Genomic DNA, 16,216 nt, shown 5'->3' on the forward strand with positions numbered 1-16,216 from the left:
AACCAAGCCTTAAGGCGGCGATACTTGATCAGCGTTGCCTTATGCCCATCCACGTCATCACCGCCGACATCACCCGCCTGAGCGTCGACGCCATCGTCAACGCGGCCAACCCCGATCTGCTCGGCGGCGGCGGCGTGGACGGCGCCATCCATCGTGCTGCCGGGCCGCAGTTGCTGGCCGCCTGCCGTGCGCTGCCGGAACAGGCGCCCGGCGTCCGCTGCCCCACTGGCGAGGCGCGCATCACCCCGGGTTTCGACCTGCCGGCCAGTCATGTGATCCATACCGTGGGGCCGATATGGCATGGCGGCCAACACGGCGAGCCGGCGTTGCTCGCGAACTGCTATCGCCACACGCTGCAATTGCTGCGCGGCCATCGATTGCGCACGATCGCGTTTCCGGCGATCAGCTGCGGCGTGTACGGCTACCCCGCCGAGGCCGCCGCCCGCATTGCCGTGGCCAGCGTGCGCGCGGAACTGGCCGATGCTCCGGCCATCGAAGTGCAGCTATGTGCCTTCAGCGAGGCGATGGCCGCCATCCTGCACCGGGCGCTCAGTGAAGATTGAACGGATACAGCGGCGGCAGATCCTGATCGGTGGACGCCGGGCCTGACGCGCGCCAGACGAAGCCGCGTTTGAACACGGCCGCCAGATCATCTTCGCCCGACGCCGCGCCGGCATAGTGGCGTTGCTGCAGACGATCGATCGCGCGGCGCTGCGCTTCGTCGGCCAGCGCGGCGGAAAGGTCGCCCAGATTCCGCAACAAAGGCCGTTCGGCACGCGCCCACGCCAGCAGGCTGCGCACCTGCGCCGCCGTGTCGCTGCCACGAGCCGCCGCGAGAAACGCCAGCCGCAACTGCCGCGTCGTATCCGGGGCAGCGGCGGTCGTCGAAGCTGTCGGTGTACCGCGCCGGCGCCAGCGCCACAGCAGCCAGCCCAGCACACTCAGCAGCCACAGGCCAATGCTGGCCAGCGCCAGCCAACGCCACCACGGCGCGGCACCGGCGGCGGCCGCGGGTACCGATGGTGATGCCGTTGCGCCATCTGCCGTGGTTGCCGAGGGCGGCACCGCAGCCGCGCTTGCCGCGCCAGCGGCCGGCAGCACGGCCACGCTGCGCGCGGGGATGCGCGCCACCGCCTCCGAGTTGGTCTGCACGTTCCACCACTTCAGCGTGGTGGCGGGCAAGGTCAGCGTGCCGGCACGGGTGGGCACCACGGCGAACGCCTGCTCGCGATGCCCTTTCAGCCAGCGCCCGTCGTTGTCGGTGCCGGTCACCGGCTTGTCCGGGTACACCGTGGCGCCGTCGATCTGGGGCAAGCTGAGCGCGGGCAAGGCTTCGAAGGGAATGCCGGTGGCCTGCAGCTTCATGCGCAGGTTGATCGGTTGCCCCACCCGCACCTGATCGCTGCTGTCGGGCCATCCGCTCAGCGTCAAGGTCAGCTCGCGCGCCGGCAGCCATGCACTCTTGCCCCAGTCCGCCGGCGCGGCCTTGACCTCGACCGACGCGGCCGGCGCACTCGCACTCACCGGCGTGCTGGCCCCGAAAAAGCTGTTCGGGTCGCGTGGGTCGACCATCTCGCCCTGGAACTCCAGCGGCAGAATCTCGATGTGGCCGGCCCGCTGCGGTGTCAACGCAAAACGACGTTCCAGCACGCTGTAGGAGCGGCCACCACGCTGGGTGCTGTACTTGAGATCATCGCCAATGCGGCTGACCTGCACACCGTCGATCTGCGGCGTGTCGAGCGAACCGCCACTGAGGTCGACCGCGTAATACAGCCGCACCACGTAGCTCAGCTGCTGCCCCACATAGGCATGGTTCGGCTCGACCTGCGCCTCCATGAACACGTCGCCCTGCGCGGTGCTGGCCGCGTTCGGATCAGCGGGGTCCACCTGCAATTGCAGTGGCGCAGTTTGCATGCCGGCCAGTGTCAGGGCGGGAATCTGCAGGGTGCCGGTATGCCGTGGCCGCAGCGCCACGCCCAAGGTCAGCTCGGATGTGCGGCTGCCATTGATGATGCTGAGGCTGCGATTCTGTGACGTGCCCAGGATGCTGAAATCCCGGTTCAGCGCGCTGAGATCCGGTGTGGGCAGGTTGCCGTTGTAATCGTTGATGCGCAGGTTGAGGGTGACGGTTTCGCCCAATTGCACGGTGCTGCGGTTGAGCGTGGCCTGCACGCTGGCGGCGTGGCTCAACGCGGGCATCAGCAACCACGGCAGCAAGGCCAGCAGGTGACGGAATTTCACGGTTGGGCATCCTCGTTCGATGCGCCGCCATGGCGCTGCTGATATTCCAGTTCGAATTTCCGCCGCAGCAAGGCGCCCGGATCATCCGGCACCCGTTGCAGCGCCTGGCGCAGATCGGCCGGCAACTTCGAACTGGCATCCTCGTCGCCGACCGCGCCCAGCTGATGCGTGGGCGGCGAATCGCCTTTCTTCGACCCGGCCAGCGCGTCGTCCATCTGCTGTTTCAGCGCCTGCTGCGCCTGTTCCGCACGCGCCTTTTGCTCAGCCGATGGCGGCGATGCGGGCTTGTCGGGCGAGTTGTTGTCGGCGTCCTTGCCTGCATCCTGCGCCTTGTCCTGCTGGTCCGACTTGCCCGCATCCGAATCAGCGTTTTGGCCGTCTTTTTCGGCTGGCTTGGCGGCTTCCGGCTTCGACTTGTCCTGGTCTTCCTGACTCTTTTCCGACGATTTCGGCGGCGGATTTCCATCCGAACCTTGTGAGGAGTCCGGGTTCTCCTGCTTGTTCTTGTCCTGCCCGTTCTGACCCTGTCCGTTCTGGTTCTGGGAGGGCGAGCTCTTGTCACCCTGCTTGCCAGCCTGGGGCTGTGATTTGTCCGACGGCGGTTTCTTCTGCTGCTGGCGCAGCCAGTCTTCCACCGCCTTGCGGTTGGCCTCGGCGTCGGCGTTGGCCGGATCGATTTTCAATGCGCGGTCGTACGCCTCGATGGCCTGCGGGTACTGACCCTGACGCGCCAGCGCGTTGCCGAGGTTGTAGGCAGCGTCGCTACCCGGTGCCTTTTCCAGCGCTTTGGTCGCCGCGGCGTAATCGCCTGCGCGGTAGGCGGCGGCACCGCGCCACTGCGGATCGCGGGCCAGTTGCTGCGCCTGTTTCGGCTTGCCTTGCTGCAGCGCCTGCGCCGCCTGCTGGTCCGGCCGCTGCCACCAGTCCTGCCAGGTGCCGGCTTGCGCCGTGGTGGGCAGGCAGGGCAGCAGGATCAACGGCAGCAGCAACAACCAGCCACGACGGAACGCCAGCGCCGCAATCAACAGCAACGGCAACAACAGCCACGCGCCCTGATCCTGCCACTGATCGCCCTTCTGGGTCGTCGGCACGGTGCCGGACGCGGTACGCAACAAGCCATGCAAGGCCTGCACATCGGTACCGTCGGCGCTCATCGGCACGTAGTTGCCACCGCCGGCGGCGGCCAGCGCAGCCAGCGCGGCGTCGTCGCGTTTGGCCAGCAGCAGATGACCCTGGGCGTCGTGCAGGAAACCATCGGCCAGCGGCACCGGACCACCCTGCGCGGTGCCCACGCCCAGCACCGACACGCGCACGCCGGCCGCGCGCGCGGCGCGTGCTGCGGTTTGCGCGGCGTCATCGGCCTGGTCGGTGACGAGCACCAGCGAGGCGTTCGCCACCTTGGCGCCCTTGATCAGGGCCATGCCGCGTTCGATGGCGCGCGCCGCATCATTGCCGTCGACCGGCATGGTGTCGGGCGCCATCGCATCCAGCAGGTCGTCCAGGCTGTGGACGTCGGTGGTCAGCGGCGCCACCACGAAGGCCTCGCCGGCGTAGCCGATCAGCGCGTTCAGCCCGTCGCGGTTACTGGCCAGCAGGTCGTGCACCTTGAAACGCGCCCGCGCGATGCGGCTGGGGGCAACGTCTTGCGCCAGCATGCGCTGGGACAGCGAGATCGCCACCACCTGCGCCGCGCGCTTGGCGTACAGCGGTTGCTCCACCTGGCTCCAGGTCGGGCCGGCCATGGCCAGCGCCGCCAGTGTCCAGCCCGCGGCAAACAGCCATAGCGGCAAGCGCGATGAACCGGCGCGCCCCTGCAGCAGATGCGGCAACAACTCCGCATCGACCAGCCGTGACAGTTCGCGCTGCGCCGAACCGCGGCGCGCGCCCAGCCACCAGCACAACGGCAGCAACAGCAACGCGGCCAGCCACCACGGCTGCAGGAAATGAAAATTCTGCACGACCTGGTTCATGCGGCCGACTCCAGCGGTCGCGCATCTCGCCGTGACGCCATCGCCAGCAACAGCAGGATCACCGCCGCGCCCAACGGCCAGCGGAACCATTCGTGGCGGGGCCGCAGTGCGGGGCCGTGCTGAGGCATCGGTTCCAGCGCATCGATCGCCCGGTACGCGTCGGCCAATTCATCGCTGTCGGTGGCGCGGAAGAAGCGACCGCCGGTCTGCTTCGCAATCGCGGTGAGCATGTCGGCGTCCAGGTCGGCCGACGGATTCACCAACTGGCTGCCGAAGAAACCGGGCACACGCATCCGCGTGGCGCCGATGCCGATGGTGTAGATGCGCACGCCGGCGGCCTTGGCGGCGCGCGCCGCATCGCGCGGCTCGATGCTGCCGGCATTGTTGACGCCGTCGGTGAGCAGTACCAGCACGCGTGCCGGTTCGGGCAGTGCGGCGAGGCGTTTCACTGCCACCGCGATGGCGTCGCCGATCGCCGTCTCGGTGCCGGCCAGGCCGACCGCGGCACCCTGCAACTGCGCGCGCACGGCGCCGAGATCGTAGGTCAGCGGCGTCACCAGGAACGCCTGGCTGCCGAACAGGATCAAGCCCAGTTCGTCACCACTGCGGCGGCTGATGAAATCACCCGCGATCGCCTCGACCGCGCCGAAGCGGCTGACCCGGTGGCCGGCCAGTTCCATGTCATCGGTCTGCATGCTGCCGGACAGATCCACCGCCATCATCAGTGCCCGCCCGCTGCGCTGCTGCGCCTGCGGCGGGCCGATCCACTGCGGCCGAGCCGCCGCCGCCAGCAGGCACAACCATGCCAGCGCCAGCAGCCACGGCATCATCCCGCGTGTCGCCTGCCCGGCGGTACGCGACAGTTGCACGCCCGGCTGCGGCAGATGCAGCGCCTGCACTGGCGCCGCCGCGCGCACAAAACGACGCAGCAGCCACGGCAACGGCAGCAGCACGGCGATCCACGGCCAGGCGAACTCAAACATGGCTCGACTCCGGCACCGGATCGGCCACCGCGCGATTGCGGCGCTTCCAATATTTGTCGCACAACGCCAGCCGCAACCATTCCCGCGCAGCATGCAGCGCTGCCGTGTGATCGAACGGGCCCGGTTGATAGATGTGCCGATCCAGCGTCACCAGAGTGTCCATCGCACCGGCATCCAGCGGCATCCGCGCCAGCGTCTGGCGCCATGCCTCACCGCGTTGTTGTGCGGCCGCCGGTACGTGTAGACGCGCTACCCGCCGCAACAATTGCTGGATGCCGCCGGCCAGCGCGGCGGCGTTGCCATCCTTCCCGTACTGTGTCGCCACCAGCTCCAGTTCGCCCAGGATGTGTTGACGCCGACGCACCGTTCGCCGATGCCTGCGCCAGCCCCACACCACCAGTGAAATACTCACGAGAACCAACACGGCAAGCACCCACCATCCCGGTGCGGGCGGCCACCAGGAAGGTTCGGGCGGCAGATGGATATCGCGCAGCGCGGGGCCTTGCGTTGAGGCGGCGGATGCGGGCGTGGCGATCGAGGCCATCATCTCGCCCCCTTTGCCGAACCCAGCACGGCGGACACGGCCGTCAGCGGATCTGTCTGCGTGTCCACGTTTTGCCAGCGTGTATTGGTTGACTGGACCAGTTGCCCGAGCCGCGCGCTACCGGCACCCAGCGTCTGCTGGAAGGCGCGGCGCTGGCGTTCGCCATGCAATACCACGTCGTAACGTTCGCCCGCATGCTCGAGGGGATAACGGCCCGACGGTGGCAGCGATTGCTCCAGGGCGTCGGCCACGACCAGTACGCTGGCGCCGACGTGCTGGCGCAAGGCCAGCCATCGCTGGCGTGCGTCCGCATCGCAACTGAAGCCGTCGCTGATCAGCAACACGCGGTTCGCGCCATGCAACAACCGACTGGTGCGCAACAACGCATCGGAGAGTGGCTCGGCGCGCTCTGGCTGCTGTTCGCCTTGAAGATCCCATTCGGCCAGCGCGCCGCAGACTGCCAGCGCGCCGCGCGCACCGGATCGCGGCCGCAGCAGTGCATCGACCTGGCCGAACGCCATGATCCCGACCCGCTCGCCCGCACGTGCCGCATACCACGCGGCACATGCCGCAAGCCGCGCCGCCTGCACCGATTTGAACCGCCGGCGAGTACCGAAACGCATGCTGGCATGGGTATCCAGCAGGATCATCAGACAGCCCTCGCGATCCTCCTGGAACAGTTTGGTATGCAGCTTTCCGCTGCGCGCGGTCAGCCGCCAGTCCAGCCGGCGCACATCGTCGCCGGCCTGGTAGACGCGCGACTCGGCGTAATCCATGCCACGGCCGTATAGACGGCTGGACTGCTGTCCGCTGCGCGCGGCATGGCTGGACATGGGCGCCATGCGCGCACGCCCGACTCGCGCCCGCAGCGCGATCAACTCGGCCAGCGACACGCTGCTGCGGCCGTCGCCATCGGGGCGTGGTGCTGCGACGGCGTTCACGGCAGCGGCACGAGATCCAGCAGGCGGGCGATCACCTGGTCGGGCCGGATGCCCTCGGCTTCGGCCTCGTAGCTCAGCAGCACCCGGTGGCGCAGTACTTCGTGTGCGATGCCGTGCACATCGTCTGGCAACACGTAGTCGCGCCCGGCCAGCCAGGCGCGGGCGCGGGCGCAGCGATCCAGCGCGATGGTGGCGCGCGGGCTGGCGCCCCACGCGATCCAGCGCTTCAACTCGGCGCCATAACGGCCGGCATCGCGCGTGGCCAGCACCAGCTGGGTGAGGTATTCCTCCAGCGCCGGGCTCATGTGCACGGCCATGGCTGCGTCGCGCGCGGCAAACACGTCGGCCTGGCTCAGCAGCGCGGGCGTGGTGGCGACGGGATGCGCGTGGCGGCTGGCCTGTTCGCGTGCCAGCTTGAGGATGGCAAGCTCGGCGGCGGCATCCGGATAGCCGATGGTGACGTGCATCAGGAAGCGATCGAGCTGCGCCTCCGGCAACGCGAACGTGCCTTCCTGCTCGATCGGATTCTGCGTGGCCATCACCATGAACAAGTCCGGCAGATGCCAGGTGGCGCGGCCCACCGTGATCTGCTGTTCGGCCATCGCTTCGAGCAGCGCCGACTGCACCTTGGCCGGCGCGCGGTTGATCTCGTCGGCCAGCACGATGTTGTGGAACAGCGGCCCACGTTCGAACTCGAAGCTGCCCGTCTGCGGTCGGAAAACGTCGGTGCCGGTGAGGTCGGCCGGCAGCAGGTCGGGCGTGAATTGCACCCGGTGAAAGTCCGCCTCGATCCGCGCCGCCAGCGCCTTCACCGCGGTGGTCTTGGCCAGGCCCGGTGCGCCCTCCACCAGCAGGTGTCCGTCCGCCAGCAAGGTGACCAGCAGGCAGTCGATCAGATGCGGCTGACCGATGATGCAGCGCTGCAGGTCGTCGCGCAGTTGCGCAAAGGATTGCTGCAAGGGGTTCAGTGCGGGCGTTTCGGGCATATCCATCATCGATTCCGTTTTTGCTGGCTTGGATGCCTGCGGCAGGCGGGAGCAGGGCCGATGGCCTCGCACCTGCACGATTGAACCGCGTTGCCGTTCAAGAGACGCGAACGGCGCTGCCTTTGCCGATGGGTTCGGTTCGCGGCGGGAATGCAACGCCGGCAGGCGCAGGCGTGCAACTGACCACGATGATGGCCGGAAGTTTAATCGACACGGACAACCGGCAAGAAAAAGGCGGCCGAAGCCGCCATTTTCTTGCGTGGACAAGCCCGCTTTACTGCAAGGTCTCGCTGAGAATGCGCGGTGTCACGAAGATCAGCAACTCGGCCTTGCTCTCGTTGCGCGAGGTCTTGCGGAACAGCACACCCAGACCCGGAATATCACCCAGGCCCGGCACCTTGGACGTGGAGTTGGCCTTGTTGATCTCGTAGATGCCACCGAGCACCACGGTCTGCCCGTTGTCCACCAGCACCGAGGTGTTGATCTCGCGGGTGTCGATGGTCGGGATCTGGCCGCCGCCCGGCACCGGCACGTAACCGGCGATGGCGTCCTTCTTCACGTTGATCATCAGGTAGACGCGATTGTCGGCGGTGATCGTCGGCGTCACCTTCAACTCCAGCACCGCATCCTTGAACTGCACCGTGGCGGTGCCGCTACCCGAGCCGGCCCCGGCGCCGCCGCTGTTCTGGAAGGTCACGTAGCCCACTTCCTGACCCTGGCGGATCACGGCTTCCTGCTGGTTGGCGGTGATCACGCGCGGGCTGGAGATGACTTCGCTGCGGCCTTCCGTCTGTGCCGCCGACAGCTCGAGGTCGAGGGCGTAGTTGGCGCCCAGGATGGCCAGACCGAAGCCGCTGGTGGCACCACCGGCTGGCAGGTTGACGTTCATGCCACCGGCCGGCAACTTGACGGTACCAGGATGTGGGACTGCCCCGGTACCACCGTTGGCCAGCCAATCATTGACGGCGTTGTTGTAGTTGATGTTTCGATTATTGATCTCGGTGCCGTACCGCTGCGCCTCGGAGCCGCTACCGCCCAAGGTGATCAGGTTGTTTTTGTTGGACTGCACACCGGACACGCCCCACTTGGCACCCAGTTCGCGGGTGAAGTCGTCGTTGGCCACCACGATGCGGGACTCGATCAGCACCTGCTGCACCGGACGATCCAGTTTCGCGATCAGCAGGTGCAACTGCTCGATCTTTTCGGGGGTGTCATTGAGCAGCAAGGTGTTGGTGCGTTCGTCGTACGACACGCTGCCGCGGCGTGACAGAAAACCGCGGGAAGCGCTTGCACCGGTACTGGAGCCACCGCCGCCCTGCATGCTGCCGGTGGTCAGCAACTTGGCGATATCGGCCGCCTTGCCATAGCTGATCGGGATGTAGGTGGTGATCAGTTCGGCGTTGTCCTGCGCCTTCAGGCGCGCCTGGGCAACGTCGTCCTCGTACTTGGCCAGCTCCTGCTGCGGGGCGATCCACACCACGTTGCCGTCACGGCGCTTGTCCAGGCTCTTGGCCCGCAGGATCACGTCCAGCGCCTGATCCCAGGGAACGTTGACCAGCCGCAGCGTGACGCTGCCGCCCACGCTGTCGGACGCGACCAGGTTGAGGCCCGAGATATCGGCGATCAACTGCAGCGCCGAACGCACCGGGATGTCCTGGAAATTGAAGGTCACGCGCTTGCCGTTGTACACCGGCGGCGCACCGGCCTTGGTCAAGGCATCGGGCTTGGTTTCGGCGCGGTGCGGAGCGACCTGGACGACGAACTGGTTGCCGCTCTGGTAGGACGACGTCTCCACTTCACCCTTGACCGAGATCTCCATATGGACGCCGCCCACCTTGCCGCCGCGGGTGACGATGGACTGCACCGGCGTGGCGAAGTCCAGCGTATCCAGCCGCTGGGCCAGGTTGGGGGGCAAGGTGGCGTGGTCGATGTCGACCAGCACCTTGTCGCCCTTGTGCACCATTTCGGCATTGGCGCCGCTGCCGCTGAAGGTGATCAGCACCTTGCCCTCACCGTCAGGGCCGCGGCGGAAATCGATGTTGCTGATGGCCGGACCGTTCATCGACGATGGCAACGCCTTCGACGGGTCGATGGTGGCTGCGGTGGTGATGGACTGGTCGGCGGTACCGTTGTTGATCGTCAACAGCAGGCTGTTGCCCTTGACGCTTGACCGATAGGTGGATGCCTGCATCAACTCGACCACCACCCGCGTGCGGCCACCGGCCGACACGGCGGTGACGCCCGAGGTGGAGCCCTTGCCGATGGCGAGATGCCGCTGCGCCGCGTTGTCGGTATCGGCAAAATCCACGGCGATGCGCGGTGGCGTATCGGTGGTGAAGAACTTCGGCTGCGGCACGGCGCCATTGGCAAAGTTGAGGTGAAGCTCAACCGCACCGCCCGGCAAGGTGTCGTAGCTGATGTCTTTCAACGTGTTGCTGGCCGCCATGGCCGTGCTGGCCCAGGTCGTGCCGGCTAGCAGTAGGCCGGTCAGCAGGTAGCGAGTGGCATGGCGCATTACACGGCCCCGGACGGATTGGATTTCGTTGGTCATTGGCATCAGCCCCTGTATTCCTATTGCTCGCCGAGCGCGATGCTGGCAGGACGTTCCATCCAGCCACCATTGCCATTCGAAATCAGCTCGACCAGCTCGATGTGGTCCTCGCTGATGGCGGTCACGCGTCCGTAGTTCTGGCCCATGTACTCGTTGCGGTGCACCTGATGGATCACCCGGCTCGGGTCCTTCACCAGTGCGATGGCGCCCGGCCCGGTACCGATCGTGCCGACCATCTTCAGGCTATCCAGAGCGAACGCTTCCAGAGGCTCCTTCGCACGGTCGGCATCCGGCCGCGGACCACTGCTGGCGGTGGCACCGTTGCTTTCCATTTCGGTGGCGCTGGGACTGAACGGGTCGCGCCGATCCTGGTCGTTGTACTTGAACGTCTCGAACGTCTTGATCACCGGCAACGGCTGGATCGGCTGACCCTTGCGCGCCTTTTCCTGGGCGACCCAGTCGCGCAGGTCGGACATGCCGCGGGTGCATCCGCTCAGCACCAGCGCAGCGGCCAGCATCAGCAACACCCCTGCGGCCCGGCCCGGCTTGATGGCAGCAAACTTGGTCATTTCCGCCCCCCGGCCTTCTTCTTGTGCGTCGACTTGGCCTCGGCGCTTTCGTCATCGTCAAGATAACGATAGGTCTTTACCGTCCCCTGCAACACCAACTGGCCATCGGAGGCACCGCCGGCCTTGGACGGGCTCTTGGGCGTAAGCGACACATCGTGCAGGGTGAGGATGACCACCCGCGGCAGCGAAGCCACACCGCTGATGAAGGCGCCGAACTGGTGGTAGGTACCACTCATGCGCAAGGTGATGGGCTTCTCGGCGTAGAAGTCCTTCTTGGTTTCATTGCCCGGCTGGAACAACTCGGTCTGCAGGCCGGTCGACAGCGCGGTTTGCGAAATGTCGACCAGCAGCTCGGGCATCTCGGTCTTGCTGGGCAACTGGCGCAGCAGCTGCCGCAGCATGTCCTGCATCTCGTCGAGCTGCGTCTGCAACGCTTCGAGATTGACCGCCTTGGCCTGCTTGGAAGCGAAGTCCTTCTTGAGCTGGACTTCCTTGGTGGCCAGCGTGGCCAGTTCGTCCTGCTGGTTGCTGACGGATACGTACCAGCCGATGAACACGATGGCCACGAACAGCAAGCCGGTGAAGAAAATCTTTACCGAGGATGGCCAGCCGCCAACATTGTTGCGGTCGAGATTGCGGATGTCGTCGAAGAACTTCATCAGTGAGTTCCTCCGGTCGCCGCTTTCTTGTCGGCTGGCGCGGGGGCGCTGGCGGCGTCGGCCGGCGCATTGTCACCGGCCACAACCTCGTCGGTCTTTGGCCTGTTCAAGGCCACGGTCAGGCCGAAGTTGTAGGGCATGCGCGTGGCGTTGTGGCTGTTTTCGGTCTTGCTGAGGTCGGCATGCCCCATCCAGGGGGATGCTTCGATGTTGCGCATGTACTCGGCGACGCTGGCATTGGATTGGGCCGCGCCATTGAGCGTCATCGACTGGCCGCCCTGTTTGAGGCTGGTCAGGCGCACGCTGGCGGGGATGGTTTTCACCAGTTCGTCGAACAGGTGCACCATCTGCGAGCGATCGGCCTGAAGCTGCTCGATGATTTCCTTGCGGGCCAGCAGGCGCTGGCGCACTTTTTCCAGATCCTTGATCTTGGCGATTCGTACATCCAGCTGCTTGATCTCGGTCTGCAGATAGCCGTTGCGCTCGTTCTGGTTGTCGATGCGCTGGCCCATCCAGAACATCCACAACAGCACCACCAGCACGGCGGCCACGGCGGCGGCGCCCAGCTGCATGTAGAACTCGCGCTCGCGCTGCTTGCGACGTTCGACGCGCCAGGGAAGTAGGTTGACGTGTGCCATCAGTCGAAGCTCCTCAGCGCGAGGCCGACCGCGATCATCAGCGATGGCGCGTCCTGGGCCAGCGATTGCGATTGCGATTGCACCCGCGGCGCCAGCGACATGCGGGCCAGCGGATTGGCGACCACGCACGGCACGCCCAACTGCTCCTGCAGCATCGGCGCCAGCCCCTCGATGGAAGCGCAACCGCCAGCCAGCATCACCTGGTCGACCTTGCTGTACTCGCTGCCGGCAAAGAAGAACTGCATGAGCCGGCTAACCTGCTGCACCAGCGATTCCTTGAACGGGTCCAGCGCTTCGCTGGCGTACGACTCGGGCAGGCCGCCCTTGCGCTTGGCGCGGCCGGCCTCTTCGTAGGAGAGGCCGTAGCGGCGCATGATTTCGTCGGTCAACTGCTTGCCGCCGAAGACCTGCTCGCGCGAATAGATGGTGCGCTGGTTGCGCAGCACCGACAGCGTGGTCATGGTGGCGCCGATATCGACCACTGCCACCAGCGCATCGCGCGCCACGTTCATCTGGTCGGCGACCATGGCGAACGCGTTTTCCATCGCGAACGCCTCGACGTCGATCACGTTGGCGGTAAGCCCGCCCAGATCCAGCGCCGCCACCCGCATGTCGACGTTCTCGGTGCGCGAGGCGGCCAGCAGGATGTTGTTCATGTCGGCGTTGTCGCGAACCGGACCGATGACTTCGAAGTCGAGGCTGACTTCCTCGATCGGGTAGGGGATGTACTGGTTGGCCTCGACCTGTATCTGCCCTTCCAGGTCGTCATCGGACAATTCGGCCGCCATCGGGATGATGCGGGTGATGACCGCCGACCCCGCTACCGCCGCTGCCGCGTGCTTCACCTTGCTGCCCGAGCGCGCCATGGCGCGGCGGATGGCGTCGCCGACCGCCTCGACCTCGACGATGTTCTTCTCGACCACCGCATTGGGTGGCAACGGCTCGACCGCGTAATGCTCCACGCGGAAACGCCCGCCCGCCTGACTGAGCTGCAGCAGCTTGACGGCCGTCGAGCTGATGTCGACACCAATCAATGCCGGCTTCTTGGGTGTAAAGAGACCCACGGTGTTTCCCCCCTGCCCCTGACGCCCGGACCGGAATCCCGGTCGGTACGCCAAGGCATTAAATCGAAAAATTTACGTAATGGCAACGGCCTACGCGAACTTTCTCAAGCAATTCTCGTGATAGGCGCCACAGTTGAGCGATCCCCCGGCAACCCGGCTCCAGCTTTGCGCCCCCGTGCCATCCTGCGTATCCCCCGGCCTGCTCGGCGCCGGAACGCCTTCAATACTGCAACATCTATACTCTGGCATGTTTTGACTCAAGTCTCGCTAACCGCATCCATGCATATTTTGAAGCGTCTGTTGCGCTGGGCACTGGTCCTGGCTTTCTCCGGTTTTCTGCTGGCCATCCTTGCCGTTGGCGTGACGTACTGGTTGATCGCGCCGCGGTTGCCCTCCGTCGAGGTGCTCAAGGACTATCACATGCAGGTGCCGCTGCGCGTGCTCAGCGCCGATGGCAAACTGATTGCCAGCTTCGGTGAAACGCGACGCATACCGGTGGATATCGGCAACGTGCCGGACCGGCTGAAGCACGCCGTACTGTCGGCCGAGGATGCCGATTTCTACCATCACCCCGGCGTGGACTGGCACGGCATCGTGCGCGCCGCCTGGCACGTGATCGAGACGGGCGGCGACAAGGGCTCGGGCGGGTCGACCATCACCCAACAGGTCGCCCGCAACTTCTTCCTCAGCCCCGAGAAGCTGTATTCGCGCAAGATCACCGAGATCTTCATCGCGCTTCGCATGGAGCAGGAGCTAAGCAAGGACCAGATCCTCGACCTGTACCTCAACAAGATGTTTCTCGGCCACCGCTCGTATGGCGTGGCCGCGGCCGCTTCGTACTATTACGGCAAGACCCTGGATCAGCTGACGGTGGCCGAATGCGCCGCGATTGCGTCGAGTTTCCAGTTGCCGTCGGCGGTCAACCCGATCAACAGCCCCAAGCGCCTGCTGGCGCGACGCAACTGGGTACTGAGCGAAATGCGCCGCCACGGCTACATCACCGAGGAGCAATACGAGCAGGCGCGGGCCGAGCCGAACCACGGCGCGCCGCACGAGCAGCCGATCGAACTGGATGCGCCGTACCTCGCCGAAATGGTCCGGCGCCAGGTGCTGGACCGCCTGGGCAATGACGCGCTGACCGAAGGCTACGTGGTCAAGACCACCCTGCGCAGCGATCGCCAGCAAGCGGCGGTGGATGCGCTGCGCCGTGGCCTGGTGGCGTACGACCATCGCCACGGCTGGCGTGGTGCGGAGGCCCATCAGGACCTGCCCGCCAACGCAGGCCCCTCCGATTACAAGCAGGCATTGGCGGGCTACACCGATATCTCCACCCTGGAACCGGGCCTGGTGACCGCCAGCGGCGCCCATGGCGCCACGGTTTACCTGCGCAACGGCGAACATGTCGAGTTGTCACTGGACGCCGTCAGCTGGGCCAGGCCCCATCTGAGCGACAGCCGGGTCGGTGCCACGCCGACATCGGTGGACAGCGTCATCAAGCGCGGCGACATCGTGCGGCTGTCACATGATGACAAGGGCGCGTGGCAACTGGCGCAGATTCCATCGGTGCAAGGCGCACTAGCGTCGGTGAGCCCCGAGGACGGCTCGATCCAGGCGCTGGTCGGCGGCTTCAATTTCATGCGCAGCAAGTTCAACCGCGCGGTGATGGCCGCACGCCAGCCAGGCTCAAGCTTCAAGCCGTATCTCTACTCGGCGGCGCTCGACCATGGCTTCACGCCGGCGTCGATCATCAACGACGCCCCGCTGGCCCTGCCCGATCCGTCCCGTCCCGGCGGCCTGTGGACGCCCAACAACGACGACGGCAAGTTCGCCGGCCCGATGCGCTTGCGCGAGGCACTGGTGCAGTCGAAGAACCTGGTCTCGATCCGGCTGCTGGCGGCCATCGGCGTGCGCTACACGCGCGAATACCTGACCCGCTTCGGCTTCGCGCTCGACGCCATCCCCGCCAACCTGTCGATGGCGCTGGGCACCGCGTCGGTATCGCCGATGGGCATGGCGCGCGGCTACGCGGTATTCGCCAACGGCGGCTACCTGGTGACGCCGTACTTCATCAGCGAGATCGATGACCGCAGCGGCACGGCCATCTACGTGGCCAACCCGGCGCGCGCGTGCCGCGATTGCCAGGAGCGCCTGCTGGATACCAGCGTCGCCGGACCGCCGCCGGCCAACATGACCGCGACCCCGGCCAACGATGTGGCCCACGCCGCATCGGCATCCGCCGCCGGCGAGGACGGCATCGATGCGGTAGGTGACGCCATCCTGCCGCCGGATGCGCACGGCGACAGCAACCACCCGCCGATCCTGGCCCCGCGCGTGCTGGACCCGCGCAACGATTTCCTGATCACCTCGTTGATGAAGGACGTCATCCTGCGCGGCACCGGCTCCGCCGCGCGCGCACTCGAGCGCGACGACCTGGCCGGCAAGACCGGCTCCACCAACGATCATCATGACGCCTGGTTCGTGGGCTTCAACGGCGACGTTTCCACCGCCGTGTGGGTGGGTTTCGACAACTACGATTCGCTGGGCCGGGGCGAGTTCGGGGCCAAGGCTGCGCTGCCCATCTGGATGGATTACATGGGCAGCGTGCTCAAGGACCTGCCATCGAACGCGCTGCCGATGCCGCCGGGCATCACGACGATCACGATCAACCGCGACAACGGGCTGCCCACCGCGTCCGACGACCCCAACGGCATCAGCGAAATCTTCAAGGTGGAGGATGTCGATCGCCTGCGCGCGCAGGCGCAACAGCAGAAGGAGCAGGAACAGCAGCGCGCCTACGACATCTTCTGACGGCGCCGTGGGCGAAGCCGATGCCGCGCCGGGTCATGTATCCCGGCGCACACCTTCGCCGACGATTCAACGCGACGCGCGGCGGTGGTAGGGTGGTTTCGCCAGCGAACGCGACGGCACACCACCGGCGCACGCGGGCGCGAACGAACGGCACGAACGAGCGGATGGAGCCGTCCACCACGCAACGGAGATTGAGCATGACCCGAGGCGAGCATCACCGCATTCATGCGCATGACCGCCTGCAGCGCAGCCGCCTGCTGGT

13 protein-coding genes are annotated in these 16,216 nt (G+C 66.3%); 2 read left to right on the plus strand and 11 right to left on the minus strand.

What is annotated here, in order from left to right; all coding sequences use genetic code 11:
- The first annotated feature begins 41 nt into the window (after window positions 1–41).
- Entirely contained in the window at window positions 42–563 is a 522-nt protein-coding gene (locus ASD68_RS13260; RefSeq protein WP_056084985.1) for an O-acetyl-ADP-ribose deacetylase, read from the plus strand.
- Here ASD68_RS13260 and ASD68_RS13265 read toward each other — a convergent pair.
- From ASD68_RS13265 to ASD68_RS13315, 11 genes are all read right to left on the minus strand, one after another.
- Window positions 550–2,241 (minus strand): BatD family protein, encoded by a 1,692-nt coding sequence (locus ASD68_RS13265; protein ID WP_056607682.1) that lies wholly within the window; start codon window positions 2,239–2,241, stop codon window positions 550–552. The two genes, ASD68_RS13260 and ASD68_RS13265, sit on opposite strands and share 14 nt — an antisense overlap.
- Window positions 2,238–4,211 (minus strand): tetratricopeptide repeat protein, encoded by a 1,974-nt coding sequence (locus ASD68_RS13270; RefSeq protein WP_056607683.1) that lies wholly within the window; start codon window positions 4,209–4,211, stop codon window positions 2,238–2,240. The genes ASD68_RS13265 and ASD68_RS13270 overlap by 4 nt, the downstream gene beginning before the upstream one ends.
- Window positions 4,208–5,194, minus strand: coding sequence for a VWA domain-containing protein (locus ASD68_RS13275; protein ID WP_056607687.1), 987 nt, complete (start codon window positions 5,192–5,194; stop codon window positions 4,208–4,210). The genes ASD68_RS13270 and ASD68_RS13275 overlap by 4 nt, the downstream gene beginning before the upstream one ends.
- On the minus strand, window positions 5,187–5,741 hold the full coding sequence (locus tag ASD68_RS13280) for a DUF4381 domain-containing protein (protein ID WP_056607688.1): 555 nt from the start codon (window positions 5,739–5,741) through the stop codon (window positions 5,187–5,189). The genes ASD68_RS13275 and ASD68_RS13280 overlap by 8 nt, the downstream gene beginning before the upstream one ends.
- Window positions 5,738–6,679 carry a DUF58 domain-containing protein gene (locus ASD68_RS13285; protein WP_056607689.1) on the minus strand — a complete coding sequence of 314 codons (942 nt, stop codon included), beginning with the start codon at window positions 6,677–6,679 and terminating at the stop codon, window positions 5,738–5,740. The genes ASD68_RS13280 and ASD68_RS13285 overlap by 4 nt, the downstream gene beginning before the upstream one ends.
- Window positions 6,676–7,671 (minus strand): MoxR family ATPase, encoded by a 996-nt coding sequence (locus ASD68_RS13290; RefSeq protein ID WP_056608067.1) that lies wholly within the window; start codon window positions 7,669–7,671, stop codon window positions 6,676–6,678. Before ASD68_RS13290 ends, ASD68_RS13285 begins: the two co-directional genes overlap by 4 nt.
- A 268-nt stretch (window positions 7,672–7,939) precedes the next feature.
- Window positions 7,940–10,180, minus strand: a complete 2,241-nt coding sequence (gene pilQ / locus ASD68_RS13295) for a type IV pilus secretin PilQ (protein WP_056607690.1) — start codon at window positions 10,178–10,180, stop codon at window positions 7,940–7,942.
- Between the two features lie 56 nt (window positions 10,181–10,236).
- Window positions 10,237–10,785 carry a pilus assembly protein PilP gene (locus ASD68_RS13300; protein WP_007081151.1) on the minus strand — a complete coding sequence of 183 codons (549 nt, stop codon included), beginning with the start codon at window positions 10,783–10,785 and terminating at the stop codon, window positions 10,237–10,239.
- Window positions 10,782–11,444, minus strand: a complete 663-nt coding sequence (gene pilO / locus ASD68_RS13305; RefSeq protein WP_056084967.1) for a type 4a pilus biogenesis protein PilO — start codon at window positions 11,442–11,444, stop codon at window positions 10,782–10,784. Before pilO ends, ASD68_RS13300 begins: the two co-directional genes overlap by 4 nt.
- Window positions 11,444–12,082 carry a PilN domain-containing protein gene (locus tag ASD68_RS13310; protein WP_056084964.1) on the minus strand — a complete coding sequence of 213 codons (639 nt, stop codon included), beginning with the start codon at window positions 12,080–12,082 and terminating at the stop codon, window positions 11,444–11,446. Before ASD68_RS13310 ends, pilO begins: the two co-directional genes overlap by 1 nt.
- Window positions 12,082–13,146, minus strand: a complete 1,065-nt coding sequence (locus ASD68_RS13315; protein WP_056084959.1) for a pilus assembly protein PilM — start codon at window positions 13,144–13,146, stop codon at window positions 12,082–12,084. The genes ASD68_RS13310 and ASD68_RS13315 overlap by 1 nt, the downstream gene beginning before the upstream one ends.
- Window positions 13,147–13,425: 279 nt before the next feature.
- Between ASD68_RS13315 and ASD68_RS13320 the strand changes: the two genes are divergently transcribed.
- Window positions 13,426–15,954 (plus strand): penicillin-binding protein 1A, encoded by a 2,529-nt coding sequence (locus ASD68_RS13320; protein WP_056607692.1) that lies wholly within the window; start codon window positions 13,426–13,428, stop codon window positions 15,952–15,954.
- Window positions 15,955–16,216 lie beyond the last annotated feature (262 nt).

It is taken from the genome of Rhodanobacter sp. Root627, from assembly GCF_001427835.1.
In the GTDB taxonomy this organism is placed as follows: Bacteria; Pseudomonadota; Gammaproteobacteria; order Xanthomonadales; family Rhodanobacteraceae; genus Rhodanobacter; species Rhodanobacter ginsenosidimutans.